This is a genomic window from Mangrovimonas sp. sgz306409 (assembly GCF_059735265.1).
The window spans coordinates 298,416-323,735 of sequence record NZ_JCAPEU010000002.1 but is presented as its reverse complement, the minus strand read 5'-3'; the positions used below and the strand labels follow the sequence as shown (position 1 = coordinate 323,735).

Annotated in this window: 20 protein-coding genes; 16 read left to right on the top strand and 4 right to left on the bottom strand. The window is 39.4% G+C overall.

All coding sequences use genetic code 11. The features are described 5' to 3' along the window. Positions 1-120: 120 nt before the first annotated feature. Positions 121-921 (top strand): patatin-like phospholipase family protein, encoded by an 801-nt coding sequence (locus AC6I5C_RS04795; RefSeq protein WP_497904176.1) that lies wholly within the window; start codon positions 121-123, stop codon positions 919-921. A gap of 12 nt (positions 922-933) precedes the next feature. Next, complete coding sequence (locus AC6I5C_RS04790; protein ID WP_497904175.1) at positions 934-1,857, top strand: L,D-transpeptidase; 924 nt, start codon at positions 934-936, stop codon at positions 1,855-1,857. A gap of 35 nt (positions 1,858-1,892) precedes the next feature. Here the strand turns inward: AC6I5C_RS04790 and AC6I5C_RS04785 are convergent, their stop codons facing one another. The 3 genes from AC6I5C_RS04785 to AC6I5C_RS04775 all read right to left on the bottom strand — a co-directional run bounded on the left by AC6I5C_RS04785 (position 1,893) and on the right by AC6I5C_RS04775 (position 5,013). Continuing rightward, on the bottom strand, positions 1,893-2,819 hold the full coding sequence (locus tag AC6I5C_RS04785; RefSeq protein WP_497904174.1) for a carboxypeptidase-like regulatory domain-containing protein: 927 nt from the start codon (positions 2,817-2,819) through the stop codon (positions 1,893-1,895). A 29-nt stretch (positions 2,820-2,848) separates the two neighbouring features. Then, a complete protein-coding gene (locus AC6I5C_RS04780) occupies positions 2,849-4,282 on the bottom strand; it encodes a TlpA family protein disulfide reductase (RefSeq protein ID WP_497904173.1) in 1,434 nt (477 codons plus the stop codon). A gap of 119 nt (positions 4,283-4,401) precedes the next feature. After that, positions 4,402-5,013, bottom strand: a complete 612-nt coding sequence (locus AC6I5C_RS04775) for a fumarylacetoacetate hydrolase family protein (protein WP_497904172.1) — start codon at positions 5,011-5,013, stop codon at positions 4,402-4,404. A gap of 146 nt (positions 5,014-5,159) precedes the next feature. Between AC6I5C_RS04775 and AC6I5C_RS04770 the strand changes: the two genes are divergently transcribed. After that, the gene (locus AC6I5C_RS04770) at positions 5,160-10,226 is read left to right on the top strand and encodes a translocation/assembly module TamB domain-containing protein (protein WP_497904171.1); all 5,067 of its coding nucleotides are present in this window, start codon (positions 5,160-5,162) and stop codon (positions 10,224-10,226) included. 30 nt (positions 10,227-10,256) lie between these two features. After that, positions 10,257-12,527, top strand: coding sequence for a translocation and assembly module lipoprotein TamL (gene tamL / locus AC6I5C_RS04765; RefSeq protein WP_497904353.1), 2,271 nt, complete (start codon positions 10,257-10,259; stop codon positions 12,525-12,527). 9 nt (positions 12,528-12,536) lie between these two features. Here the strand turns inward: tamL and AC6I5C_RS04760 are convergent, their stop codons facing one another. Then, on the bottom strand, positions 12,537-13,091 hold the full coding sequence (locus AC6I5C_RS04760; protein WP_497904170.1) for a YceI family protein: 555 nt from the start codon (positions 13,089-13,091) through the stop codon (positions 12,537-12,539). Between the two features lie 341 nt (positions 13,092-13,432). Between AC6I5C_RS04760 and AC6I5C_RS04755 the strand changes: the two genes are divergently transcribed. The 12 genes from AC6I5C_RS04755 (at position 13,433) to AC6I5C_RS04700 (ending at position 25,309) form a co-directional block, all read left to right on the top strand. Next, complete coding sequence (locus AC6I5C_RS04755; RefSeq protein ID WP_497904169.1) at positions 13,433-14,473, top strand: T9SS type A sorting domain-containing protein; 1,041 nt, start codon at positions 13,433-13,435, stop codon at positions 14,471-14,473. 176 nt (positions 14,474-14,649) lie between these two features. Continuing rightward, positions 14,650-15,102 carry a hypothetical protein gene (locus AC6I5C_RS04750; protein ID WP_497904168.1) on the top strand — a complete coding sequence of 151 codons (453 nt, stop codon included), beginning with the start codon at positions 14,650-14,652 and terminating at the stop codon, positions 15,100-15,102. 121 nt (positions 15,103-15,223) lie between these two features. Continuing rightward, complete coding sequence (locus tag AC6I5C_RS04745) at positions 15,224-15,868, top strand: hypothetical protein (RefSeq protein ID WP_497904167.1); 645 nt, start codon at positions 15,224-15,226, stop codon at positions 15,866-15,868. Positions 15,869-16,157: 289 nt separating this feature from the next. After that, positions 16,158-17,303, top strand: a complete 1,146-nt coding sequence (locus AC6I5C_RS04740) for a T9SS type A sorting domain-containing protein (protein WP_497904166.1) — start codon at positions 16,158-16,160, stop codon at positions 17,301-17,303. Positions 17,304-17,406: 103 nt separating this feature from the next. After that, a complete protein-coding gene (locus AC6I5C_RS04735; protein ID WP_497904165.1) occupies positions 17,407-17,961 on the top strand; it encodes a PH domain-containing protein in 555 nt (184 codons plus the stop codon). Between the two features lie 274 nt (positions 17,962-18,235). After that, a complete protein-coding gene (locus AC6I5C_RS04730; RefSeq protein WP_497904164.1) occupies positions 18,236-18,466 on the top strand; it encodes a hypothetical protein in 231 nt (76 codons plus the stop codon). A 132-nt stretch (positions 18,467-18,598) separates the two neighbouring features. Next, positions 18,599-19,012: a hypothetical protein gene (locus tag AC6I5C_RS04725; protein ID WP_497904163.1), complete on the top strand. Its 414-nt coding sequence runs from the start codon at positions 18,599-18,601 to the stop codon at positions 19,010-19,012. A 403-nt stretch (positions 19,013-19,415) separates the two neighbouring features. Next, the gene (locus tag AC6I5C_RS04720) at positions 19,416-20,954 is read left to right on the top strand and encodes a rhomboid family intramembrane serine protease (protein ID WP_497904162.1); all 1,539 of its coding nucleotides are present in this window, start codon (positions 19,416-19,418) and stop codon (positions 20,952-20,954) included. Between the two features lie 237 nt (positions 20,955-21,191). Continuing rightward, positions 21,192-21,983, top strand: a complete 792-nt coding sequence (locus AC6I5C_RS04715) for a DUF2490 domain-containing protein (protein WP_497904161.1) — start codon at positions 21,192-21,194, stop codon at positions 21,981-21,983. A gap of 94 nt (positions 21,984-22,077) precedes the next feature. After that, complete coding sequence (locus tag AC6I5C_RS04710; RefSeq protein WP_082331928.1) at positions 22,078-22,248, top strand: DUF1059 domain-containing protein; 171 nt, start codon at positions 22,078-22,080, stop codon at positions 22,246-22,248. Between the two features lie 236 nt (positions 22,249-22,484). After that, positions 22,485-22,997, top strand: a complete 513-nt coding sequence (locus tag AC6I5C_RS04705; protein WP_497904160.1) for a TrmH family RNA methyltransferase — start codon at positions 22,485-22,487, stop codon at positions 22,995-22,997. A 191-nt stretch (positions 22,998-23,188) separates the two neighbouring features. Beyond that, positions 23,189-25,309, top strand: coding sequence for a T9SS type B sorting domain-containing protein (locus AC6I5C_RS04700; RefSeq protein ID WP_497904159.1), 2,121 nt, complete (start codon positions 23,189-23,191; stop codon positions 25,307-25,309). The last annotated feature ends 11 nt before the right edge of the window (positions 25,310-25,320 follow it).

Below are 25,320 nucleotides of genomic sequence, written 5' to 3'. Positions count from 1 at the left end.
GATATGAAATTGAAAGCATCCGCAATATGATGTAAGTCAATTATCAACATTGACAATTCTCATTTCAAAAAACCAAATATCATTGTATATTTAAACAATACTTTCCATTACATCTATTTTATGAACATAGGTTTAGTACTTTCTGGCGGGGGCGTGAGAGGCGCAGCCCATATAGGCGCCATAAAAGCCCTTGAAGAACACGGTATTTTCCCAACACAAATTTCAGGCACCAGTATTGGTGCTATCGTAGGCGCATTGTATGCCTACGGACATCATTGGAGTGATATCCTCCATTTTTTTAAAAAGTTTCAAATTTTCGACGTTACCAAGTACGCTAAAGGAAAACCAGGCCTTATTGATACCGAAAAGTTTTATGCTGAATTCAAGAACTACTTAAAGGAAGACAGTTTTGAAGCGCTACAAATACCACTTAGCATAACGGCCACAAATATTTTGGATGGCAACCTTGAAATATTCAACCAAGGAAAGTTAATCATGCCCATACTGGCCTCTGCAGCCTTTCCAGGGATTTTTGCCCCAGTGAAAATAAAAGACGATTATTATATTGATGGAGGGACACTCAATAATTTTCCTGCGGAATTATTAAAACCCCATTGCGACTGCATCATTGGAAGCTACGTGAATGGCATAGACTCCATAAATATCACCGATGTCAAGCACATGTTCCACATCATGGAGCGCGCCATTAAACTAAAATCTTTCCAGGAAGATTATAGTAAATTCAATTTGTGCGATGTGATTGTGTACCCGAAAGAGCTCAGCAAATATGGCACTTTCGATAAGAGGTATGTTGATGAGATTTTTAATATAGGTTATCACAGAACAAAAGAAATCCTAAACAACAATGAGGCGTTCCTTCAGCAAACCGCTGCCTTAGTTCTAAACAACAAACAATTGTAGCACGTACCGAAAATGAGCTATAAAGTATTGGCAATTTTAATTCTCGGAATCCTGTTAAAGAGCTCTCTTTTTCAGGAGAAAAATTTCCTTTTATCACAGTTCAATACCCGACAAGACACGATTTCCACCGAAAAAGCATGGCGGACTATCAAGATTGATCGCAATATTACCATTGAAAACTATTTTCAATATGTAGATTCCCTAGTAAAGCAATACGACTCTTTAACAAAATACCCGCTTACAGAACACCTATTGATACGGGCCAATCCCTGGGTAATCGACACCTTACACAACACCGATTACTACCTAATGAAAGCACGCGATTCTTTTATCTACGACCAAAAACAAATGATTGCCTTGCCCAGGGGAAATACTCTTATAGTTCCAGATTCCCTAACCGCCAAGAGCCTTCTTACGGCGTTCCAAAATACCCGCATAGATGTGAACATCCCCGAATTCAAACTCCGAATTTACGAGGGAGAATCAGAGCTTTATGAATTTCCCGTAAGAGTAGGAAGACACGAAACAAAATACCTAAGGATGTCCGACAAAATTGAAGATTTACGGACCAAAACCGGGGAAGGCCATATTGTAGCACATAATAAACATCCACGCTATGTCAACCCCGCCACCAACCATGAATATTTTGTAACCCGAAGAGATGACAACCAAGTCACTAAATTGCCCTTAATTCCTTTTATAGAAACCGAACTGGATGGCCAGAAATACGGACAAATGATCCACCCTACCACCAATCCGGTTACCTTAGGGAATGCCTATTCCAATGGCTGCATTGGCACCCGAGAATCAGACGCTTGGATTATTTATTACTATGCACCCATTAGCACACCTATTCAGGTGAGATACGATTTAGAAACAGTCAACAAGGAAGGAGACACCTTGATCTTAAAGGATATTTATAAGAAGGGAGACTAAGTAATTAATACTCATAAGAAAAAGAGGAAAACTCCTTAATATTCGATTTCAATGGTTAAATCATAAATATAACCATCCACTTCCTCCCAATATTTATGAACGACCTCTTCACCTTGAGAATTCTGAAACTCCTGTACTACTTGCCTGAATGAATAGGTCCCTTCATCTTTTGGAATAATTGACTTCACCGCCGCTCCATAATTATTATGCCCCGATGTACTGGAAAAATACAAAACCTTCTCGACGTTATAATGCTCATCTTCAGGATAAGCTTCTTTAGATAAGGTCTGAAATCCCACGAAAATACCATTCTTTCCAAATGCCACATTATAACTTTTATCGATGCTTACAAAAACTTCCGAAGGCCTTCCAATCTTTCTTGATGCAACAATCCACGGCAAAAGGGTATCCGAAACATTTGGATATTTAGTGTTTTTATTGGTAGAAAACAGATTTACCTTAAATGGATAATACCGCCTTTTTTTCGACCTCAGTCCAGTGGTATTAATTACAATACTTTTTATTCTAGCATTATCAATTGACAGGTTCTCAGGAAATGGCACGAATGTCAAAACCAACTGGTCGTACCCAAAACCTCCTACATCTAGATTTAGATTAAGCATTTTTTTATGATGTTTTAAAACTTTTCTGAATCTTGACTTTAGGTATATTTCATTCAGCCCTAATGCCTCTCCTTTCAAAGGGATGATCCTTTCGTCTTTCAGACTGTTAACATGAATCTTTTTACTTTTATACCCTATACAAGAAATGCGAATTGAATCCACTAAAGTTTCTAAAGGCATTGTGAACATGCCATTATCATCAGAATAGGTTCCCTTTCCATTTAAAAAATCTATATGTGCGAAAGCAACAGGAGCTTCCGTTTTCTCGTCTATAATTTCATACTTCTGTGCAAGCGACAAAGACGACACAAAACCCAAAACGCATAAAAATTTCTTCATAAGAAAATACTCTATTTAGTTTAAAGCAATCACTTCATTTCCCCAAACACCTCCATAAACTGTGGAGTATCTGCTGGAGTTGGAGCATTAAACAACAACACCTCATTGTTTTCATCCAAAACTACATAATGAGGGACAGCAACAACATTAAAAAAAGACCTTAAGATATCATGTTCATCACCAACAATCACATACTGGTTTTCAAGCATGCCATAAGCTTTCAACTCTTCTCCTCTTGCCATCCATTTATCACAATCTTTATCTATGGAAACATATAGAAATTCAACGTTTTTATTCTTTGTGATTTTTTCTCTAAACAAATGACCTTCCTTGATTTCCTTTACACAAGGCACACACCAACTAGCCCAAAAATCAATCACCTTATATTTTCCTTCATGCGATTCCAAAACCTCATTAAATGTCACCTGCTTCCCTTCTCGGTCCAACAACACTGCTTTATTTACCTCTTCAGTTAATTGTTCACCAAGACCGCCTAAACGCTCTTCTATTTTCTCTAAAACACCTTTGTAGGTTTCGTCATTTATTTTAGGCAAATAGGTGGCAACCACTTCCAGCAAATCACCTATATCTTCCGGCCTTATATGAGCATCATACTCAGAGATTATTTTAGTCAGTGCATATTCCTTGGTTAATCCTTGTAAGTTTTCATCAATTAGCTGCAGCTGATATTGCAAAGCTTCACTGGCATGAACCTCACCAAATTTCTCTTCAGAAACCAAATACACATACTTGATGAGAGCCAAATAAAAATAAGGATTATCTGCTTGGTCATTTCTATTAAACGTTTCCATAGTAACGCCTTCCAAAAAGGTAGAATAATCGGTTATAGCTCCTTTGGGAATCATGTTCCTATTGAACAACCAATTAATATATTCAAATCGCAACATTTCCTTTATGCTACTATAAAAGGACTGAGACGTATTTTCTTCTTTTACATATGTCTCCAAAACCTGCAACCGTTCTTGATAGATGTCTTTGGTTTGTTGTTTAAAAACATTCAAACCAAGCTCTTCATCATAACCTGCATAAGAAAATTTGGACTCAAAAAGTGTCTTGAAGAAATTGTAGTGTGCCGCATTCCTTCCTTCAAAAACAATCATTTGGTTTGCCAATCGATAACTTAAGGAATCCCCTGGAGTTACATAGATATAAAAAGGATAGGATTGCGGGTCATAACCATAAAACCGAAACAACTTTGGACCATCCAAATCAAAAGAAAAATTGAGGTTTTCTTGATTGGCAATTGATTTCAGTAAAAATGGAGGCTTGTTAATATCAGTAAAAGCATAATCTAGCAACACAGTTTTAAGTAGCGTATCCCCTGAATATAGGTTCACCTCGTTAGAGGCCCCCGCATACTTAGGCGTTTCTTTAATAGGATTACACCTAAAAAACAACAAGGCAGTCAATAAAAGTATAGGAATATTAAAAGTTCTGTTCATCAAATTTTGGTTAGTTAGATAAAAAGCAAAGCCACCTCAAGCAAAGGCGGCTTTACATAAATTTTCACTTTGTATTGGAAAGGCCTAGAGCAACTATATTGCAACTACCCTACCTGAATTTACGCCACAACCGTTTCCAAGGTCTTCACACCTTCTAGATAGGCTAGCATACGGTCTCCAGATTTTACCAAGCCAACACCTTTAGCTGGCGTTCCGGTTAAAATAACATCTCCAGGTTCAAGGGTCATAAATGAGGACACTACTTCAACAACCTCCCCCAATGAATAAATCATTAACGACGAATGCCCGGTTTGCACCACCTCGCCATTGATTTCTAAAGTAAAATTGATATTGCCCAAGTCCTGAAAGCCTTCCATAGACACAAATTCCCCTAGGGGCGTTGCGCCATCAAAGCCTTTCGCTAAAGCCCACGGCCCTTTGCTTTCTCTACTGGCAGCCAATACATCCTTCGCAGTTAAATCATTAGCAAGGGTAACGCCATCAATATAATCGATAGCCTCTTCACGAGATACATTCTTACACGTCTTACCAATTCTAAACGCCAATTCAATTTCGTACCAAACCTCGTTGGATACTTTTGGCAAATGCAAGGTCTCCCCCGATTTTAGGATACTACTTTCTGGTTTTGTAAAGATGACGGGCATGCCTTTTTCTGAAGGTATTTCAGAAGGATCACTTACATAATTCTTCCCTATTCCTATTATTTTCATATATGGTTTACTGATTAATTTTTATTGCAAGATAAAGAATTTCCCCACACACAAAGCAATAAACCAACCGCTAAAAACCATAATCCCCACCTGTTAATTTTCTCCTTAGAAACCAATTAATTACAAAGGAAATAGTATCTTAACACTTGGTTACATTTGTAAGAACAATCTATCAATTGAAGGAAGCACAAACAGCACACAAACCTACGCCATCCCCAAAAAAGAAATACCGAGCATTGCGCATTCTAGGTAAATTGCTTTTGGGTATCCTGTTGTTATTTTTCCTGCTCCTCCTTTTTGTTAGAAGTCCATGGGGCCAAGACATCATTGTTGGCAAAGCCGTGAATTTTATCTCCAAAAAGACCCATACCAAAATTGACATTGAAAAACTATTTGTAACGTTTGATGGTGATATTCAATTGGAACAATTCTATCTGGAAACCCCTAAAGGCGACACCTTAATCTATTCCAAATCATTGGAAGTTAACATGCCCCTTTGGGCCTTGATTACCGGAAAAGGGGTTGGAGTTGATGACCTGCAATGGGACGGACTGCGAGCCAACATTATCAGAAACGACAGTATTGAAGGCTTTAATTTTCAATTTCTGATTGATGCTTTTGCTTCGGAAGAAGACAACAAAACCCAAAAAGACACGATTTCCCAGCCACTCAATTTAGTTCTTGGCAAACTCAATCTTAATAATTTTGACATTGTTTATAACGATGCTGTAACAGGTATTGAGAGCCATTTTGTGTTTAGGGAACTCAAACTTCATATGGATGACACCAATTTGGAAGACATGATATTCAAGGCTTCGGAATTGACTCTCAGCGATGCCAAGATCAACTTTATTCAAACAGACTCATCCCCATCCAGCGAATCGGATAGCACCACACTTCCTTTTCTCGCTGCCGATAAAATTACGCTAAAAAACGTCATTGCCAATTACGAATCTTCAAGCAGCCATATAAAAGCTGAAGCCAACATTGACGAGTTTTACACCGAACTAGAGGCCATTGACCTTACTAACAATTCGTATAAAATTGGTGACCTCAACTTACAGCACTCCAACATTGTTATTCATACCAATACCAACAATAGTCCACCGCCACAACCAGATTTAAACACTACAAATTCTAGCGAGTTTAACTGGCCAGACCTGAATATTGACATTGGCGATATTGATTTTGAAGACAACAGTTTCGCCTATTTTTCAGGAGACAATAAACCAAAGAAAGACAACTTTAACCCCAAGGCCATCGCCTTAAAACATGTCAACCTCAAAGCCAACGACATCTTCCTTAAAGACAAAACTGCGGGTCTTGAATTGGAAAACATACAATTTCAGGAAGCCTCGGGCATCAACCTAAATGAATTTGGCCTAAAGTTAAGTGCCAATGACCAAAACCTAAATATTGAGCAACTCAACGCCAGTGTCAACCAAAACAAATTAAAGGGATCGCTTGCGATTAGTTATTCTGAATTGTCACAGTTCTTGAGCTCTCCAGAACTTTCCACCATCCACTTAAACCTACCCCAAATACAACTAGACCCTAACGATATTTTTAAATTCCAACCCAATTTAAAAGACAACCCCTATTTACAAACTGTAAGCCAAAATACAATAAAAGGGCACTTGAACGTGAATGGCACCTTAGCGTCACTGAACATTTCAAATCTTGACATCAATTGGGGAAAAGACACTCAATTAACTGCCAATGGCAACATTCGAAATGTCACTAAAACAGATAGCATCCAGTTTGACATTCCTTCTTTTTCGGCTGGAACTACCCGTTCAGACCTTATCAAATTTGTTGTCGAAGACTCTCTTGGCATTCAGTTTCCGGACAGCATACAACTTACTGGAACCGTCAAAGGCAATTTAAAGGATATAATAGCCAAAGCTGAGCTCAACTCCTCACAAGGGCTTGCCAAAATAGATGGTCATTACAACAATGAAAGCGGTTTATCTTTTGAAGTTGAAGCCAATATTGACCAGTACAGACTGGACGAACTCCTAAAAAATGAGGAATTGGGGCCGCTTAGTTTAAGCATTACAGCCGATGGTTCGGGAGACAATATCAACCAACTAAATGCGAATTTCGACGCAGTCATTTCCCAGTTCGCTTTAAAACAATACAACATTACCGATTTAAAACTAACGGGAACTATCGTAGACGGAAGCGGCACTGTGAGTTCGGTATATAAAGACGACAACCTCGACCTCGACCTTAATGCATTGGTCACTTTAGACTCCATTGCTCCACAAGCCTCGATTGACCTAAATCTAAAAGGTGCCAACCTCAATGCTTTGGGACTAATGGAACGGAACATCCGCACGGGTTTTCAGTTAAAAGCTGATTTCAAAGGGAATTCAGAAACATTCGATCTATCCTCCAACCTTACGGAAGGGGTTGTGGTTTATGACAATAAATCCTATTTAATTGGCGACCTCAACGCTATTGCACATGTAAGCATCGATACCACTTCTGTTGAAATCCATAACAAACTTCTGGATGCAGAACTTGCGTCCAACACCAACCCGCAAATATTTAGCAAGGCTCTAAAACATCATATTCAAAGTTACTTTTTTGACGATGTGAGATTGGTAGACACTTTGGAGCGCCCTGTAAACTTAACATTCAAAGGAACGATTAATCCTTCCTCATTGATGAACGACGTCTTTTTGATCAACCTCAAAGACCTTGACACCATTAAAATGGCCATGGATTTCAACGAAAGTGCTAAAGTTTTAAATGCGAATATTTCGGCGCCACGAATCAACTATAGCAGCTTTGAGTTGGATAGCTTGGCCTTTTCCCTAAACACCAATGTGGATAATTTTGAGTTCGACCTCAACTTTAAAGAGTTTACAACCGGCCCTTTGGCAATTCCCAAAACCAGTTTTAACGGCAAACAGCAAAATGGAGAATTGCTCTTAGAATTTTTGGCTCAAGACAATGATGAGACCCTCATAAATATCGATTCCAAAATCACTTCAAAAGACAATATTTTAGAATTGCATACAATTCCCTCAAACCTTACCATCAACAAAGAAGCTTGGAACATCCAAGAATCAAACTTCATCCGTTATAGCGACAAAAAGCTCGAATTTCAAGACTTTCAACTCCGCAATAGCGATCAACTTGTCGAGCTTACCCACCAACAACCTAATATCACCGAAGACCATGTGGCCATTAATTTTTCCAATTTCAACCTAAATGAATTGCTCAGCTACCTCAACCCAAACAAAAGCATTGCTTCTGGATATTTGAATGGTAATCTTGTTATAGTTTCTCCTTTTGAAGACATGGGATTGATTGCTAATCTAGACATCACAGAACTGAACGCCCTAGACGTAGATTTGGGCAAGTTAACCCTGGAGGCTACTCCACAAGGCAACAACACTTACAATTTCACCACTTCCCTGAAGGAAGGAGATGTTGATTTGGATATGACGGGAGATTATATGGCCAGTGAAGCGAATCGAAGCATAGATTTAGACTTAACAATCAATTCACTTCAAATGAAGGCTTTGGAAGGTTTTAGTCTTGGCGAGATTTCTGAAACCAAAGGCGAGCTCTCGGGAAGCTTTACTGTAAATGGCCCAACCGCAAGCCCTAATTATCAAGGGCAACTTAATTTTAAAGATGCTGGTTTTGAAATTACCAAGTTCAATGCTAGTTTTTCTATGGACAATGAAGCGGTCTCACTTCAAAATGACCTGATTTCAATGGACAATTTCACCATCAAGGATGCCAACAATAATATCCTTGTCGTCTCTGGTGATATTGGCACCAACGATTTAGCCAATCCTACTTTCAATTTAGATATAAAAGCAGACAATTTCCAAGTACTAGATGCCTCACGTGAGGATAACGATCTTATATATGGCACAGCCGTTTTTGATGCCGAGGCCAAATTAACAGGCGACCTTCAAATCCCCAAATTGGACATAAACGCTACTTTGGGCAAAGAAACCGATATCAAATACATCATGCCTTCAGCTTCCGTAAATATGGAGCAGCGTGATGGCGTGGTCATTTTTGTAAACCGCGACAATCCCGATGCCATCCTTACCCAAAAAGAAGAAAAAACCGCTACTGTTAAAGGCTTTGATGTCAAAGCCCTTATCAAGGTGGCCGAAGAGGCCGCCGTTACCATTATTATCAATGAAAGCACCAACGACAACTTTATGGTTTCGGGTGAAGGTGACTTTAATTTTACGATGAAACCCAACGGACAAATGAATCTTTCGGGAGTCTATGACGTCACAGATGGCCATTATGAAATGAGCCTGTATAATTTGGTGAACCGCAAGTTTGAACTTACTCCAGGAAGTCGCGTGACTTGGTCCGGGGATCCTTTTGATGCCCAACTGGACATTCGTGCCATGTACCAATTAAAAACTTCGGCGGGACCTTTAATGGCTTCCCAAACTTCCAACGCCGATCCTTCGGTGAAAAGCAAATACCGAGAAGTATTGCCTTTTGAAGTATTTCTGAATATTGATGGCGAATTGATGAAACCTGTCATTTCCTTCGATATCGACATGCCGGAAGACGAACAGGGAGCCATTGACGGGCAGGTGTACGGACGTATCCAACAAGTGAACCGACAGGAAGAGGAACTCAACAAGCAAGTGTTTTCACTGTTGGTTTTGAACCGCTTTTACCCAGAACCCGGCAGTGACGGAAGCTCAGGTGGAATGGCCACAATCGCACGGGATAACCTCAACGATGCCGTATCCGATCAGCTAAATATGTTTTCAGACAAGCTTTTGGGAAATACCGGTTTCGAACTCAATTTTGGCTTGGACAGTTTCACCGACTATCAGGGCAGTACACCACAAGACCGCACCCAATTGGACATCGCCGCGCAGAAAAAACTGTTCAACGACAGGCTAACAGTACAGGTGGGAAGCGAAGTTGACATACAGGGTAGCAACCCCGAAGACGAGGAAGCCCCAATCATCGGGAATGTAACGCTGGAATATATGCTCACCAAAAATGGCCGCTATAGAATAAAAGGATTTAGACGCAATGAATTTGAAAATGTGATTGATGGCCAAACCATGGTAAGCGGCATTGCCTTAATTTTCACCTTGGAATTTAATAAATTCAGTGAGTTTTGGCACGCCCTTGTGCATCCACAACCTAAAGAGGACGAAAATGAAAAGAATGAGAATACAAAAACAGAAACCGACAACTAAAACATAAAGTATAGTATCCACTTGAACACGATTTCAAAATATCGCCACTACTATATCCTTCTTTTATCCATTTGGATGGTTCAATCCTGCTCTATTACAAAGCACATTCCTGAAGGTGAACATCTTTACACCGGCGCCACGCTTTCAATGGAATCGGATTCTACAATTACCAACGAACCCCTACTCAAGGAAGAATTGGAAAAAGTGCTTTTGCCCGAGCCTAACTCCACCTTTTTAGGGATGCACCTAGGCTTATACTATTATTACAAAATGCAAAAGAAACATCCCGGATTTATCAACCGGTGGTTATACAAAAAATATGGAGAGGAGCCTGTCTACCAATCGGATGTTGAAACTTCCGAAGTACGGGATCTTATCTTAAACCGATTGGAAAACCGTGGTTTCTTTTACAGTAGTGCCGATTCGGAAATAACCGAAGAAGACTACAAAAGTTCTGTCCATTATACTGCCAGAATTGCACCACCTTATACCATGGAACGCTATGAATTAGATTCGTTCTCAGACCCCATCCATTCCGAAATTGCAAAAACCCTTAACAACACCCCATTTAAAAAAGGCATGCGTTTTGACCTTTCCAATTTTGAATTGGAGCGCAGTAGAATTGATGCCGAACTAAAGCAAAAAGGCTATTATAACTTCAACTCTCAATTTTTAATTTTTGAAGCAGACACCAATCGTTACAAAAACAAACGCTTCGATCTTTATCTGCGACTGAAAAAGGAAGTACCTCAAAAGGCTCAAGTTCCTTACAAAATCACCAAGGTGAACATCTACTCCAATTATGATTTGGCGAAGGACTCTTTGGTTTCAAACCCTACAAGGTTCAACAACAAAAATTTTATAGAAACCGAAGCGTTTTTCAAACCAAAATACCTCGACCCATTCGTCACTCTAGAAGAAAGCCAACTTTACAACCCACAAAACTCCAGAAATACTGCCAGACGACTCTCTACCATAGGCGCCTATAAATATGTGAACATTCAGTACAAAGAAATAGACTCGCTCACCAATGATTCCCTAGGACATTTACAGGCCGACATTTATTTATCGCCGTTGAACAAACGAAGTTTAAGAACCGAACTGCAGGCCGTGTCCAAATCCAATAATTTTGCAGGCCCTGCTTTGGCCATTACCTATACCAACCGCAACATTTTTAGCGGCGGCGAAACCTTTAGTGTGAGTGGGAAATTAGGATTTGAAAAGCAAATTGCCAGCGGCAACAGCAACAGTCTTAACAGTACCGAATTGGGCATTAAAAGTGAACTTGTGGTACCACGCATGCTTTTCCCCATAAAATTTGACGACAATTATTTTAAATACTCCATCCCAAAAACCAAAACCTCATTGGGCATTGATTATTTAAGCCGAAGTAATTTGTACGCCTTATTATCTGGCAATGTAAAGTTTGGATATACTTGGGATGCCAACAAGTTTGTGACGCACGAAATCAATCCTGTCACGGTCAACTACACCCAACTTTTGAACACTTCCCCAGAATTTGAACAGATTCTGGATGAAAACCCTTATTTACAGGAAAGTTTTGACCAAGAGTTTATTTCGGGGCTTATGTATTCCTTTACATACAATGGCATGGTGAATAACAAAGATAAACACCAATTTTATTTTAATGCCACTTTTGACATTGCAGGAAATTCGATTAGTTTATTTGGAAAAGATCAAGGCGCCAATCAACCCAAAACCTTTTTGGGGCTCGCCTATGCACAATACGCCAAACTGGATCTGGATTTTCATTACCATTTGGACATAGGAAAACAACAGGTGATTGCCACTAGATTGTTTGGCGGCTATGGATTGGCCTATGGAAATTCAAACATCCTCCCCTTTGTGAAACAATATTATGCAGGAGGGCCTTATAGCGTTAGAGCTTTTAGAATACGCTCTTTGGGCCCAGGAACTTTTAGTGAAGAAACCGATAACGATGATACTTATTTAGATCAAGCTGGAAACATCAGGTTGGAAGCCAATATTGAATATCGCTTTCCTATTATTTCCTTCTTAAAAGGAGCCGTTTTTGTGGATGCCGGTAATATTTGGAATTCCAAAGAAAATGAAACCCTTCCCGGAGGGAAATTCAGTAGTTCGTTTATCAATGAATTGGGAATGGGAGCCGGCATTGGCGCTCGAATTGATATCCAAGGCTTTGTGGTTAGATTTGATTTGGCAGCACCATTCCACGACCCATCCCTACCCGAAGGCGAACGCTACGATTTTAGAATTGACGAGCCTATTTTCAACTTCGCCATTGGCTACCCTTTCTAACTATTAACATTAATCTTTTCGCAACAGGGCATCTACCCCCATTTCATGTTCATCCTTCACTTTCATCAATGCTTTTGTAGGCGGTTCGAGATTATAATCTGTAATCAACAGCTTCCATGAAGCTTTTAAACGCAGTCCATCCTTTTCCTTGCTAAATTCCAACGGAATACTTACCTCCTTGGAAGTACCCGCTAAGGTAAACGTACCTCGGGCAGTAATGGTTTGCGTACCTAAAGATTCCACATCCAAAGGTTGCTCCAAGGTTCCTTTAAAGGTCACATAGGTATATTCCTTGCTTTTTAACAACTCAAACATGTGTTCATTTCGTTTATTGATTCCTGTATCTATGGAACTCACAGCTACATGAAACTCAAATTCCCCGGTATCAACATCCAAATGTCCTTTTAATTCTTTAGACTCCCCCGTATAAGAGTTAATGGAAATTTTCGCCTTGAAGAAAGCTGTTCCATTGGTCACATCATAGGTCTGGGATTTCATACCATAACTGCTGCACAACAAGAATCCTATCAACAGTATACGTAGGGTTTTAACACATAGTTTCATAATACATTTTTGAAAAATTGCTTTATTAAAGTTACGCATAATTAGCTAAAAAAGAGACACTAAAAACAGCCTTAGCCTTATACAATAATCCATCGACTGGAAACACATTACAAATACAGGAAGCTGTGGCTTCCCTTACACAAACACCCCTTCATTTAACCCAAACTTCACTGCTGTAAAAATTGCGCAACAAGCATGAATACCAACACGCAAATATCTTAATTTAAACAACTCAAACTATTTATTGTCAAACATTTACATTAAATTTATAATAACAATCTCAATAAACATAGCACCGTAACAACCACGAACAAATGCATGAACCTTTAATATTACTGTCTATGAAACGCTTTATTACCCTTGTATTAGCTCTCTTATTAAGTAGCTCTAATCTTATTGGACAGCCTACGGATATTGCTACAGATTTAAGCACTCCCTACAGATTGGCCATTCACGGCAACGACTTGTATTTTACCCAACTCACGGGTAATACCATTTCCAAAATAGATTTAAGCGCTGCAGAACCAGTAGCAGTGACCACATTTTTGTCCGGATTGAATACCCCTAAGGATCTCATGATTATTGGAAACGACCTTTATTTTACGGTTGCCAGTAAAATTTCCAAAATAGACCTTACTGATGCCTCCCAAACCATAATTGACATTGCAACAGGCCTTAATGGTCCTGATGGGCTAACTTTATATGGTAACGACCTCTATTTTTCCACAGGCAATAAAGTTGCCAAAATAGTTTTAAACGCTACTAATCCAACTGTAACGGATGTGGCAACAGGCTTTGAAACTCCAACGGATCTATTATTAAACGGCTCCAATTTATTTGTTGCAGAGCAATACGGCGATAAAGTTTCCAAAATAGATCTGAGCACATCACCACCAACAGTAACTGACCTTGCCACTGGATTGGGAACACCTGTGGGGCTATTGTTGCATGCAAACAACCTTTATATTGCCAATTTCTTTGGGTCTTCCATAACTAAAATATCACTCAATGATGCCACACCATACGCTACCAATTTCTTAACTTCTATTAGTGGTCCATCCTCGATGGTACTCCACGATAACGATTTGTATTTCACTCAAGCTTGGGGCGGTATTATTTCAAAAATCAATTTTAATGCGCTTTCAATAACTGAAATAAGTGAAGTCTCTTCCATTAGTTTATATCCTAATCCAGCATCGAACAGCATCCGTATTTTGGGGCTAACAAATACTGTCCAATACAGTATTCATAGTGTTTTGGGCACTCAAATAAGTGCAGGCACCATTTCCAACAATGAAGCCATAGACATCCATCAACTGCAAAAAGGGCTTTACCTCTTGAGTTTCGAGAATGGCAGTACCTATAGGTTTATCAAGGAATGAAATAGCCTCTATACTTCCGCAACAATTATCTTAAAACAACAGCATTTATAAAAGTATTGGTTGAAGCCACCCAGCTTGACTTTATCATACATCAGAATCTAAAAGAACTTCGAGACCCAAAAACACTTTTAACAAAAACACCCTATATTAGGTCATTCAATTTCAAATCAACCAACATGGAATTAACCGAATTTACTCTTATGTGGCCTCTGCTTATAGGTGGCATTATTTTTATATTTCTGTACAAAAAACTCACCAACAATCCAGATGCCATCACCTGTAAATATAGAGGGAATACAACTTTAGAAGGCAAAGCTTTGGACAACCTAGAAATCGTAAAACAAGCCTTAAAAGATTGTCATTTCAAAAGTGTTGGTGTCGATAAGGACACTCTAAAATGCTATGCACAAACCTCCTTTTCCATGTCTTCCTTTTCAGAATATATTGAGGTAAGCCTAAATGAAGTAGACCAACATACCGAACTTCACTTCACCTCCATTTGCGCTCTTCCCACTCAAATATATGACTGGGGTAAAAACAAACGTAACTACAAAAAATTCATAAAGGCCTTACAGCCTTTACTGCCTCCAACAACACAAGATTCTACAACAGAGCGACTTACTGCCTAATAGAAGATTGTAAAGTCACACATATCTTTATTTATTTGTAGGAAAAGTTTCTATTATTTACAATAATTTTTACAAAATGTAGTTTATAACAGTATTGTAAAATCTTTTAACCAACCAATTCATGAAAATAACAAAACTTCTTTTTGTTCTGCTTTGCATTATCTCTAGTCAATTTTCCCAAGCCCAAGAGGACCAATCAGAAAACAAACAAGTGGACAAACCAGTTAAGTTTAATTTCATTGCCTCCTCAGGTTTTGGCTACGGCATCATAAACAATGAGAACGAACCCGATTATAATGTTATAATAAGCACCGGTGAAATCCTTTTAAATTACCGTTTCAATAATATTGTAGGACTCGCCTCTGGTATTGGATATACCGCTCTTAGTGGGAATTCCTTTAATAGTTTGGGTAACTTTAATCATACAAGAGAACTACTTAGCATTCCTTTGGTACTCACCGCAAAACGTGACTTCTCCGATAGATTTAGAATGGCCATGGAAGCAAGCTTATATGCTCAAACTGTACTTAGAGATGAATACCGTCACTTGGATTTCAACCAAAAAGACCTTTATGAGGGTTGGAATTTTGGATCCCAAATTTCTTTCGCCTTCCTTTTTGAAGTATTTAACAATTACTACTTAGGCCTCAACTACAAAATGCAAAGTGATTTCTCAAAATTAAGTACCACTAGCAATGCTACGATTCACGACAAACAAGTATTGTGGTTTAATAGTATAGGCTTTATTTTCATGTTTGATATATAAACTCGCGTATTATGGCTATGTTAATTCAACAAGGATAGTTATCTAAAGGGAAGAACTTAAAATCAAACATGAAATGATCCCTATAACGAACGGGAATTTACAGACACCCAAGGCTCTTCATTTTAAAGCATGATGAAACTGAAAACGTCTTCTTTACCTACCTTACAGGGATACTTTCTTCTAGATTTTAAAATTGAATAACCATATACCACAGAAACACCACCACCAAAATAAGTATTGTTTTTCCTACAACATTTTTTTATATATTGTAGCTAACAAATACCAACTCATGACACCATCAACAACACTTTTAAAAAAGCTATCCATTGCTTTTCTTACGGTAGGGCCCCTATTTTTGCCAAATCTAAGTACTTCACAAGTAGCGAATCAACCTTCTGATCAAACAATTTGTGACGCGGACAGTGACGGTTTTGCCGTATTCGATCTAACACTCAACGATGCAACCATTTTAGGCAACCAAAATCCATCCGATTATACAATTACCTATCATGAAACCTCTATGGACTCACAAAACGGAGTGAATGCCCTATACCCCAACTCCTATGCCAATTTTATTCAATATACACAAACCATCTATGTTCGGCTAAAAGAAAATGCAACTGGAAATTATGATCTAACGGAACTTACACTTATCGTATTTTCAAGCCCAGTCGTGGTCACACCAACCCCATTGATAGCCTGTACAGATAATTCAGGAGCATACGCAACCTTTGATTTAGAATCTAAAAATGAAGAAATAACCAATGGACAGGCCAACATTCAAGTAACTTATTTTAGTTCCTTGGTTGATGCCGAAGCTAATAGCAATCCTTTACTCTCTCCCTACACAACCTCATCAGGCAGTATGGAAACGCTTTTTGCAAGGGCCCAAAATACTTCCACAGGATGTTATACCATTACTACTTTAGAGCTGCAAGACATTGTTTGCATCGATACCGATAGTGATGGAGTTAACGATAACCAAGAGGATAGAAATCAAAACGGAGACCTAACAGATGACGATACCGATTTGGATGGTATTCCCAACTATTTGGATGACGACGACGACAATGATACAATCTTGACCATTAACGAAGACTACAACAACAATGGAGACCCTACAGATGATGATACTGATAACAGCGGTATAGCAGATTATTTGGAAGCCAATGTGGCCCTGAGCACCAACAACTATAACATACAGAACGTTAAAATATTTCCAAATCCCGCCGAAAATGTAGTTACTATTCAATCTTCTAAAACCATCTCCAGCCTATCAATGGTCAACATCCAAGGCCTACAAATTCCTATCCAGTTTAATCAATCATCTTTTAACAACAGCATCTTTAATGTATCGCAATTGGCAAGCGGTATGTATTTCTTACGCATTACCATAGAGAACCAAACATCTGTTATAAAATTGATGGTTCAATAACCCTTAGCAATCTAACATTTACTACATTAGTTGTTATGGCAAAACGCCTTGCCATAACAACTTTGTTTTTATAAATTGTGACCTTATTCAATCCAATGAAACCATGAAAACTACCAACCAAATTGTAAAGCTCACAGTAAAGCAACGAATCTTAATGGGTATTATAGCTGGCACAATGTTCGCTGGAGTGCTATTCCTTTTTGATTTATTTTTTGAAGTCCCAAATTTTGATTCTACAATGCTGATCATGCAAGGTGTTTTCTTTGGGTTATTTATGGGCATTGGCATGCCCTACATTACTCAAAAAACGGCCAACAGAATGATTTCTTGGAGCGATAAACACATTCAACTCCCCCTTTCAGCAAGCGAAGAATTACTTTTGGAAGGCCCAGCCAACCTTTACCGCGGTATCGAAGCTGTTGGAGGCAAACTGTTTGCTACCAACCAACAATTGGTATTCATTTCGCACAAATACAACATCCAACGTGGGCAAACCAATATTGCCTATAAAGATATTGCCAGCATTACACCTCGTAAAACGGCCAACATAGCCGATAATGGCCTGCGCATTACCACGCTCAAAGGCAAAAAATATGACCTTGTGTTAAACGAGCGCAACAAGTGGGAAGAGGTAATCACTCCCTTTTTGGAAGCATAAACCCATGCAATTTTCTTACAAAACAATACAATGGCATAGTGTTTGAGAAACCTCTATCTGTTGAAAAGCATGGTGCCTTTTAACCATAACACACCATCATTTATTAATTCAAAAAAACATGTTTATGAAACACATCACCATGGTACTATTGGTATTTATGAGTATGCTTGGCACAAGCTGCTCGACCGACGACGACAACAGCAGCGACCCCCTAGCCTATGAAGGCGAATGGAGCGGCACCTATACTGGCGCACAGGACAATGGCAGTTGGACCATGCAAATAAATGCCGACGGTACCGTAAGCGGCACCGCCTCATCACAAGTATTTAACGGCACCTATACCGTGAGCGGCTTTGTTCAAGAAAACGGCGACCTAACTGCAACGGTGGGAAATGCCAGCAGTGGCGCCCTATTTACGGGACAGTTGGATGGCAGCAACGCCTCTGGCACCTGGAACAACGCTACCGCCAATATGAGTGGTGAGTGGAGCGGCACCCAACAATAAATTTTCCCCAATACCCAATTGAAAAGCACGTATACGGTCTAGATTGTATGGGTGCTTTTCTAATTTTTATAGGATTTGTAATAACATTTTTCTATTTTGTGAGACCAATACATTAACCATCCCACACCAACCATGATACAAATACGCTATACCAAAGCACGCCTTACTGGCCATATAAAAATGGGCCTATTCTTTATCGCTTTGAGCATTATCCTTTTAATCATCAAACAATTTTGGGCTACCAACGAAGCCTATTTATCCACCATTGCAGGAGCCAATATAGCCACCGGCATTGCCGAGTTGCTATTGTATTATTATGAAAACAAGAAGCAATACCTAAGCATTGCCAATGGGCAGCTTACCAAACATAGCCTATTCCCAAAAACCATAGCCTTGGCCAATATAAGCACCATTAGTGAGGCGGCGGGCATTTATACCATTGCCAGTACCCAAGGCAAAATGAGCATCAATACCATCATCATGGACCCCGACTGTCACCTTACTTTGCGCCATGAATTTGAGAAGCTAAAAGCCCTTAGGGTATAGGTACAAAAAAGCCCAATTTTCAACCCATTTTTAGTCTCGTGACCCCTTATGACACATCACTGCTATTTTTAAGGGAGGGGTTGTTCGAGGTTTGTTCGAGGATTGTTCGAGAATGGTTCGAGGATATTTGCTCGGGAATGCCCCTACACCGAAGAAACCCCCAATCAAGCCCTACCCACTGTAAACACAGGGCTTTACAAACAATTGCCAAAAATTTCACTTTTTACCTCCAAAAACAGAAATATGACTACCCAATATTGGGGTGGTTTGGCTCTTTGAAAACTTGGATTTGTAAGAAAAAGAAGTATATTTATTTGCTGCTCCTTTAAGAAGTTCTTTAAGATGAAATATCCAATACTTTTGCATTTGGGGCCATTGCCAGAACTATCAAACCAACCTAGAATTGAAAAACATTAAAATTAAACTTACCGAAATTTACCTTCCATTTCTACTAGTAGCAATAGGTAGTTTTGCGTTCTACAATCTGTTTAGATGGATATTCGACATCAAATTAGGCATGCTTCCCCTTAAAAGAGAACAGCTGAAATTTTGGATTCCATTTATTCTTCCTTGGATTCCTATCGTTATTTGGCTTAGACGCAGAGTTAGATTCTTAAAAATAAGAGGCAAAAGAGACAACGGATATTTCCTTTATCAATTCATAATATCCTTAGCAATTGCAATCCCTATCCTGCTAAGTCAAGATTATCTTGAAAAAGCCTCTTTTGACTTGATTGAAATTAAGGGAGCTGATGAGATACACAACTTCCGAAGAGAAAAATATTTTAAAATTGAAAATTTCGATATAGACAGAAATTTCAATTCCTCCTATGTTACATCCCGTACTAGTGGAAAACATAATGAACATTTAAATTTCCAACTTTACATAGCCTGTCCTTTCTCAAACAATGACAATGTTTGGTATGGTGTAGATTACGAATGGGGAATGAGCAACCGAAGTAATGATTTTGAAAAAAACAAAGCATACCGAAGTTTTATAGAAAGATCGGAACAGGACTTTAATACCTATAACTTCCAAAATGTAAATTACTTTGAAAAACTTACCTATTCCGACGAAAGGGACGGTTACTATGAAGCCATAATGGATCGCCTCCCCGAAATCAATAAAAACAATCAGATCATTCTAGTTCCAAAAAATAAAGACTTTCAACAAAGACTTGGCAATACACTCCCTTTAATTTTCCGTTCATTTGGTATTGGAACAATCATAGTATTTTTCATGGTTATCATTCCCAAAATAGACCAAAAAGAGCTGAATGACTTCAAAAACAATAAACCTTTAAAAGATGACGACCTGTTGGTACTTCTACAATTGTTCAACTTTAAAGGTCCTTTTAAAGCTACAACTATACTTCTCTCCCTAAATATTATAGTATTTGTTGCTTTGACAATTTATGGACTTAACATTACGTCTCCAACTCCTAAAGAGCTTTTGGAAGTTGGTGGTAACAGAAGACTTGAAGTATTAAACGGAGAATATTGGAGACTATTTACCTCTATATTCATTCACTCTGGGCTTATGCATATTATCTCAAATCTTGTTGCCCTATTTTTTGGGGCTATGCTACTTGAAGGAACCCTTGGAAAAATTAAATTTTTGACAAGCTTTCTTGTATGCGGTGTACTTGCAAGTTTAAGCAGTATTTATTGGAACGAACATACCGTAAGTGTTGGTGCCTCTGGTGCAATTTTTGGGCTTTATGGATTAATGTTAGCGTTTACAGTTTTTAAAATTTATCCAAAAAACATGCGCAGTATGTCCTGGAGCCTTTTGGGGATATTTGGAGGTCTAAACTTATTGCTCGGCTTTATTGGAGGTATTGATAATGCAGCCCACTTTGGAGGATTGATAAGTGGTTTCATCCTTGGCATACTATTCATCCTGATGGGGAGAGAAAAACTATCAGCGTCTTTCTTTTAAACTTTAAAACTCCTGCAATCCTTTAACATTTAAAAAACAACTCCTATCAATTGTAAATAGAAATACCAAGAAATCTACATGTATGGCATAGGGATATAAAAAAATATCTCCCCAACATATACACTTCCTTCCCTATTTCTTGATATTTTTATAAGGCATAACAGTTTATCACAACGCTTTTTAAGCGTTTAAAGCAATGCTGCAAGGGCATTGCTATAGGTCTCAAAACAGCAACATATGGCAGTAAACAAGCATCTACATCCAAAGGCAAAATATGTTTTTTGTCCTTCAAAGCTATGGATGGCGTTACTGTTTTGTTGTTTGTATGCCACTACAAACCTATATGCACAAACCGAAGAACAACAGGAAGAGGACTCCTCAGACTTCACCCGACAGCTATGGGTAGATTTCAGGCCCTATTGGAATATTAGCAACAACCAACGCTTTACCTTGGAAGTTGGCTACCGCACCATTTGGCCCAAACATTGGCACCGCTTTGTGACCCGGCTCCATTACCAATACACAGCAGACACCCTGCTGTTTAAAGCCTTTAAACACAAAGAAACCCTGTATGCAGGAGCTGGCCTATTTTTTCTAAGTTCCAAAAACGATATCAACTCTTTGGAGATACGCCCTCACCAAGGCTATACCTTCGCTTTTAATTGGGCTCCGCGATTTGAGTTTGCCCAGTCCCTACAACTCGAAGAACGCTTTATGTTTACAGAGTTAGACGATGACGATGTGTTTGGGATGCGTTTGCGCTACAAGGCGAAAGGTACCATTGGCTTAGAAGGCGTTGGTTTTGGAGAGGAACAGGGCTTTTATGTGCCCTTGGAAATAGAATTCTTCTTCAATTTGATAAAGTCTACCCAGTTTAACGATGTCATTCGCATTACACCTGGCCTAGGATACAAAATAAATAAAGGCTTTAAAGTTGAAGCCAATGCCGCCTACCACTACACCAAATACGAAGTTTATGAACGTACCAACGATATTGTTTTTAGGCTGAAGGTGTTTAAGAAGTTTTAAAGCATAAAGCCCTACAGCTCAATATTTTTTCTTAATTTAAAGCTCACGCCCCTAGCAAAGAGAAACTTAAACAATCAATATAAATTAAGTACTCATGGAAAAAACAATTAAATGCAGGGATGTAGGGTTTGACTGTGATGGCGTTATCAAAGCCAGCTCAGAGGAAGAAGCCCTAAAAATGGCCGCCGAACACGCCAAAACTGTTCACGGCTTAACCGAGATTACACCCGAAGTGGTTGAAAAAATCAAATCGGTGATGACTTGACACTTAAGCAATAGCACAATGGATCTATCCTCTACACATTACTAAAACATAATTGCAGTGTAGTGTCGCCAATGTAGCAATAGCGCCATAATGATGGTGCTAAAAAGTGTCTTCCCTTCCTAAGCACATAATTTATTTTAACTATAGCATATAAAGCCAGTGACCATAAAAACGTGACTGGCTTTTTAATTTGTAATACCTTCGCATAAATTGGATACCCTAACTTGAAACAACCTGTGAGTACACCACAACTTATCGCCGTTTTGGAAAACCCCAACTATATCATGAACATTGGCACCGTGATAAGGAACGTTAATGCCCTTGGGGTAGACAAGCTTTATGTTATTGACGGCCTTAACCGCCTTGAAAGCGATTTGGAACAACTGCGCCAGCGCAAATCTATTCTAAAACATTCCAAAGGCGCGGTAAAATACACCCATATACAACGCTTTGACACTACCGATGAATGCTTTGACTTTTTGGAAAAACAAGGATTTTGCAGTGTGGGCACTTCTCCACATAGCCACGGAGTACAGCATTACCCCCTTCCGGAAAGCCCATTAACCCAGCCCCAATTGGCCATTTGGTTTGGAGATGAGGCCAATGGCCTAAGTGATACGGTCCTGCAACGCTGCCAATTTTGCATAAGCATAGATATGATGGGCAATGTAGAAAGTTTGAATTTGGCTACTGCTACCGGCATTGTGCTTTACGAAGCCTTTAGGCAACGTAGGAACATGACAACTTAAAGTTCCTATAAATCAGGATGCTGTTTATATGAATTCCAATACACACAAAAATTAATGGTCGATAGTTTTTAGGGATTTGTAGATGGCTTTTCCACAACAGTAGATATCTTTTTGAGGACACCTCAACATTAGGCTAATTTGTAAACAAAAAGACCTTGTTTACAAAATCGCTTTATTTTTTGCTGTTTGTCATGGCAGGAGTCTGTTCGGTAAACGCCCAACTGTGCGAAGGCAGTTTGGGAGACCCTATTGTAAATATAGATTTTGGTTCGGGAACCGCTACCCATGGTTCGCCTTTGGGCAGTGATATCACTAGTTATAGTTGGACCACGGCCGATTTTCCACAGGATGGCTACTATACAATCGAAAGCACCACCAATACCCCAAACACTTGGTGGACCACAACAGACCATACTGGAGGTGGGTACATGATGGTGGTGAATGCCAGTTTTTCCATCACCGACTATTTTTATAAGAAAACCGTAACTGGACTTTGCCCTAATACTACCTACGAGTTCGCGGTTTGGATCATGAACCTGCTCCGAAGTACCGACAACAGCTTGCCCAATATTACCTTGACCATTGAACAGGAAGATGGCACCATTCTCAACTCATACAATACCGGAGACATCCCCTTACAATCTAATGCCGTATGGAAACAGTATGGATTCTACTTTACCACACCCGCCGATATTGAAACGGTTGTAATAAGAATGCGCAACAACAAGGTAGGCGCTGCACCTGGAAACGACATTGCCTTAGATGATATTACTTTTCGCCCCTGTGGACCAACAGTCACCACAGCCGTGGAAGATGAATCCGGCGCTACCCTAACAGTCTGCGAAAACGAAACGGTAAACTATACCTTGCAGGGCACCGTTTCCTCCGGATATACCAACCCCATGTACCAGTGGCAAACCAGCACCGACGAGGGAAGCACCTGGATGGATATTTCGGGAGCCACAGCTATTAACTATACGTTTACGGTAAGCTCAACACCGGGTACCTACATGTACCGATTGGCCGTGGCCGATGAAGGCAATATCGAAACTGCGGGTTGTAGGATAGTTTCAGAAATCATAACAATTGAAGTATTGGAAACCCCGGTAGTTTTGACCGGTGAAATAGAGCAGAAATTTTGTACAACACAACAGCCCAATGTATCAGATTTGGAAGTGAACGGCTCGGCAGTTTGGTACGACAGTCTGGAAGGAGGCAACCAGCTTATGGAAACTGCCTCGTTGGTTAGTGGAGCTACATACTATGCTGCCCAAGAAACCGTAAACGGTTGTGAAAGTGATGAGCGTTTAGGTATTACGGTAACCATTGTATCCCCTACTCTTACAATCAATGATATATCGGATATTTTTTGTGATGAATTGAACGATGGCGTGGAAACCATTAACATCACCAATTATGAATCCGAAATGGCCACCTGTACTGATTGTGTCTTTACCTATTTCACCTCTTTGGAAGGCGCCGAAAATGCATCTCTAGATTCACAAATTACCTCACCTGAAGTCTATGAATTGACTTCAGAAGATGGAACTGTTTACGCTAGAATTGATTCTTCAGATCAATGTTACCAAGTAGCACAATTGAACTTGCTATTACAAAGTACTCCGGAGACTCCCTTAGAGGAAACTATGGTACTTTGCGAAGATGCCACACTTACCCTTGATGCGGGTCTAGGGTTCTATGACTATCTGTGGTCCACTGGAGAAACTACTTCTTCCATAATGGTTTCCGAGATCGGCACCTATTCGGTGACGATTACCCAAGATTTGGGAGATATATTCTGTTCGTCAACTCTAGACATTGATGTGGTACTGGGCAATGCCCCTACTATACAAAACATTGTCATTGACGATTGGAGCGATTCCCAAAATACCATAACCGTTAATCTTACAGATAGCAGTATTGGGTATTATGAATATTCTATAGATGGTTTTATATTTCAGGACAGCAATGTGTTTACAGACCTACCAAGTGGCGAGTATACGGTATATGTACAGGAGAAAAATGGCTGCGGAAATGCTTCGGAAGTGGTATACCTGCTGTATTACAGAAAGTTTTTCACACCCAACGGCGACACCTACAATGACACTTGGAGCATTGAGTTCACAGATGAAGAACCAACACTAACCACCAAAATCTATGACCGATATGGCAAGCTCTTGACACACCTAGGGGCAAACGATGCTTGGGATGGCACGTTTAATGGCTACATGATGCCGTCTAATGACTATTGGTTTGTGGTAACACGGGCAAACGGCAAAACCCACACAGGGCATTTTACCTTGAAACGATAACCAATCTGTTT

Coding starts and splice junctions, on each gene's coding strand:
- AC6I5C_RS04795 (WP_497904176.1), top strand. CDS start 121: ATGAACATAGGTTTAGTACTTTCTGGCGGGGGCGTGAGAGGCGCAGCC.
- AC6I5C_RS04790 (WP_497904175.1), top strand. CDS start 934: ATGAGCTATAAAGTATTGGCAATTTTAATTCTCGGAATCCTGTTAAAG.
- AC6I5C_RS04785 (WP_497904174.1), bottom strand. CDS start 2,819: ATGAAGAAATTTTTATGCGTTTTGGGTTTTGTGTCGTCTTTGTCGCTT.
- AC6I5C_RS04780 (WP_497904173.1), bottom strand. CDS start 4,282: ATGAACAGAACTTTTAATATTCCTATACTTTTATTGACTGCCTTGTTG.
- AC6I5C_RS04775 (WP_497904172.1), bottom strand. CDS start 5,013: ATGAAAATAATAGGAATAGGGAAGAATTATGTAAGTGATCCTTCTGAA.
- AC6I5C_RS04760 (WP_497904170.1), bottom strand. CDS start 13,091: ATGAAACTATGTGTTAAAACCCTACGTATACTGTTGATAGGATTCTTG.
- AC6I5C_RS04755 (WP_497904169.1), top strand. CDS start 13,433: ATGAAACGCTTTATTACCCTTGTATTAGCTCTCTTATTAAGTAGCTCT.
- AC6I5C_RS04750 (WP_497904168.1), top strand. CDS start 14,650: ATGGAATTAACCGAATTTACTCTTATGTGGCCTCTGCTTATAGGTGGC.
- AC6I5C_RS04745 (WP_497904167.1), top strand. CDS start 15,224: ATGAAAATAACAAAACTTCTTTTTGTTCTGCTTTGCATTATCTCTAGT.
- AC6I5C_RS04740 (WP_497904166.1), top strand. CDS start 16,158: ATGACACCATCAACAACACTTTTAAAAAAGCTATCCATTGCTTTTCTT.
- AC6I5C_RS04735 (WP_497904165.1), top strand. CDS start 17,407: ATGAAAACTACCAACCAAATTGTAAAGCTCACAGTAAAGCAACGAATC.
- AC6I5C_RS04730 (WP_497904164.1), top strand. CDS start 18,236: ATGCAAATAAATGCCGACGGTACCGTAAGCGGCACCGCCTCATCACAA.
- AC6I5C_RS04725 (WP_497904163.1), top strand. CDS start 18,599: ATGATACAAATACGCTATACCAAAGCACGCCTTACTGGCCATATAAAA.
- AC6I5C_RS04715 (WP_497904161.1), top strand. CDS start 21,192: ATGGCAGTAAACAAGCATCTACATCCAAAGGCAAAATATGTTTTTTGT.
- AC6I5C_RS04710 (WP_082331928.1), top strand. CDS start 22,078: ATGGAAAAAACAATTAAATGCAGGGATGTAGGGTTTGACTGTGATGGC.
- AC6I5C_RS04700 (WP_497904159.1), top strand. CDS start 23,189: ATGGCAGGAGTCTGTTCGGTAAACGCCCAACTGTGCGAAGGCAGTTTG.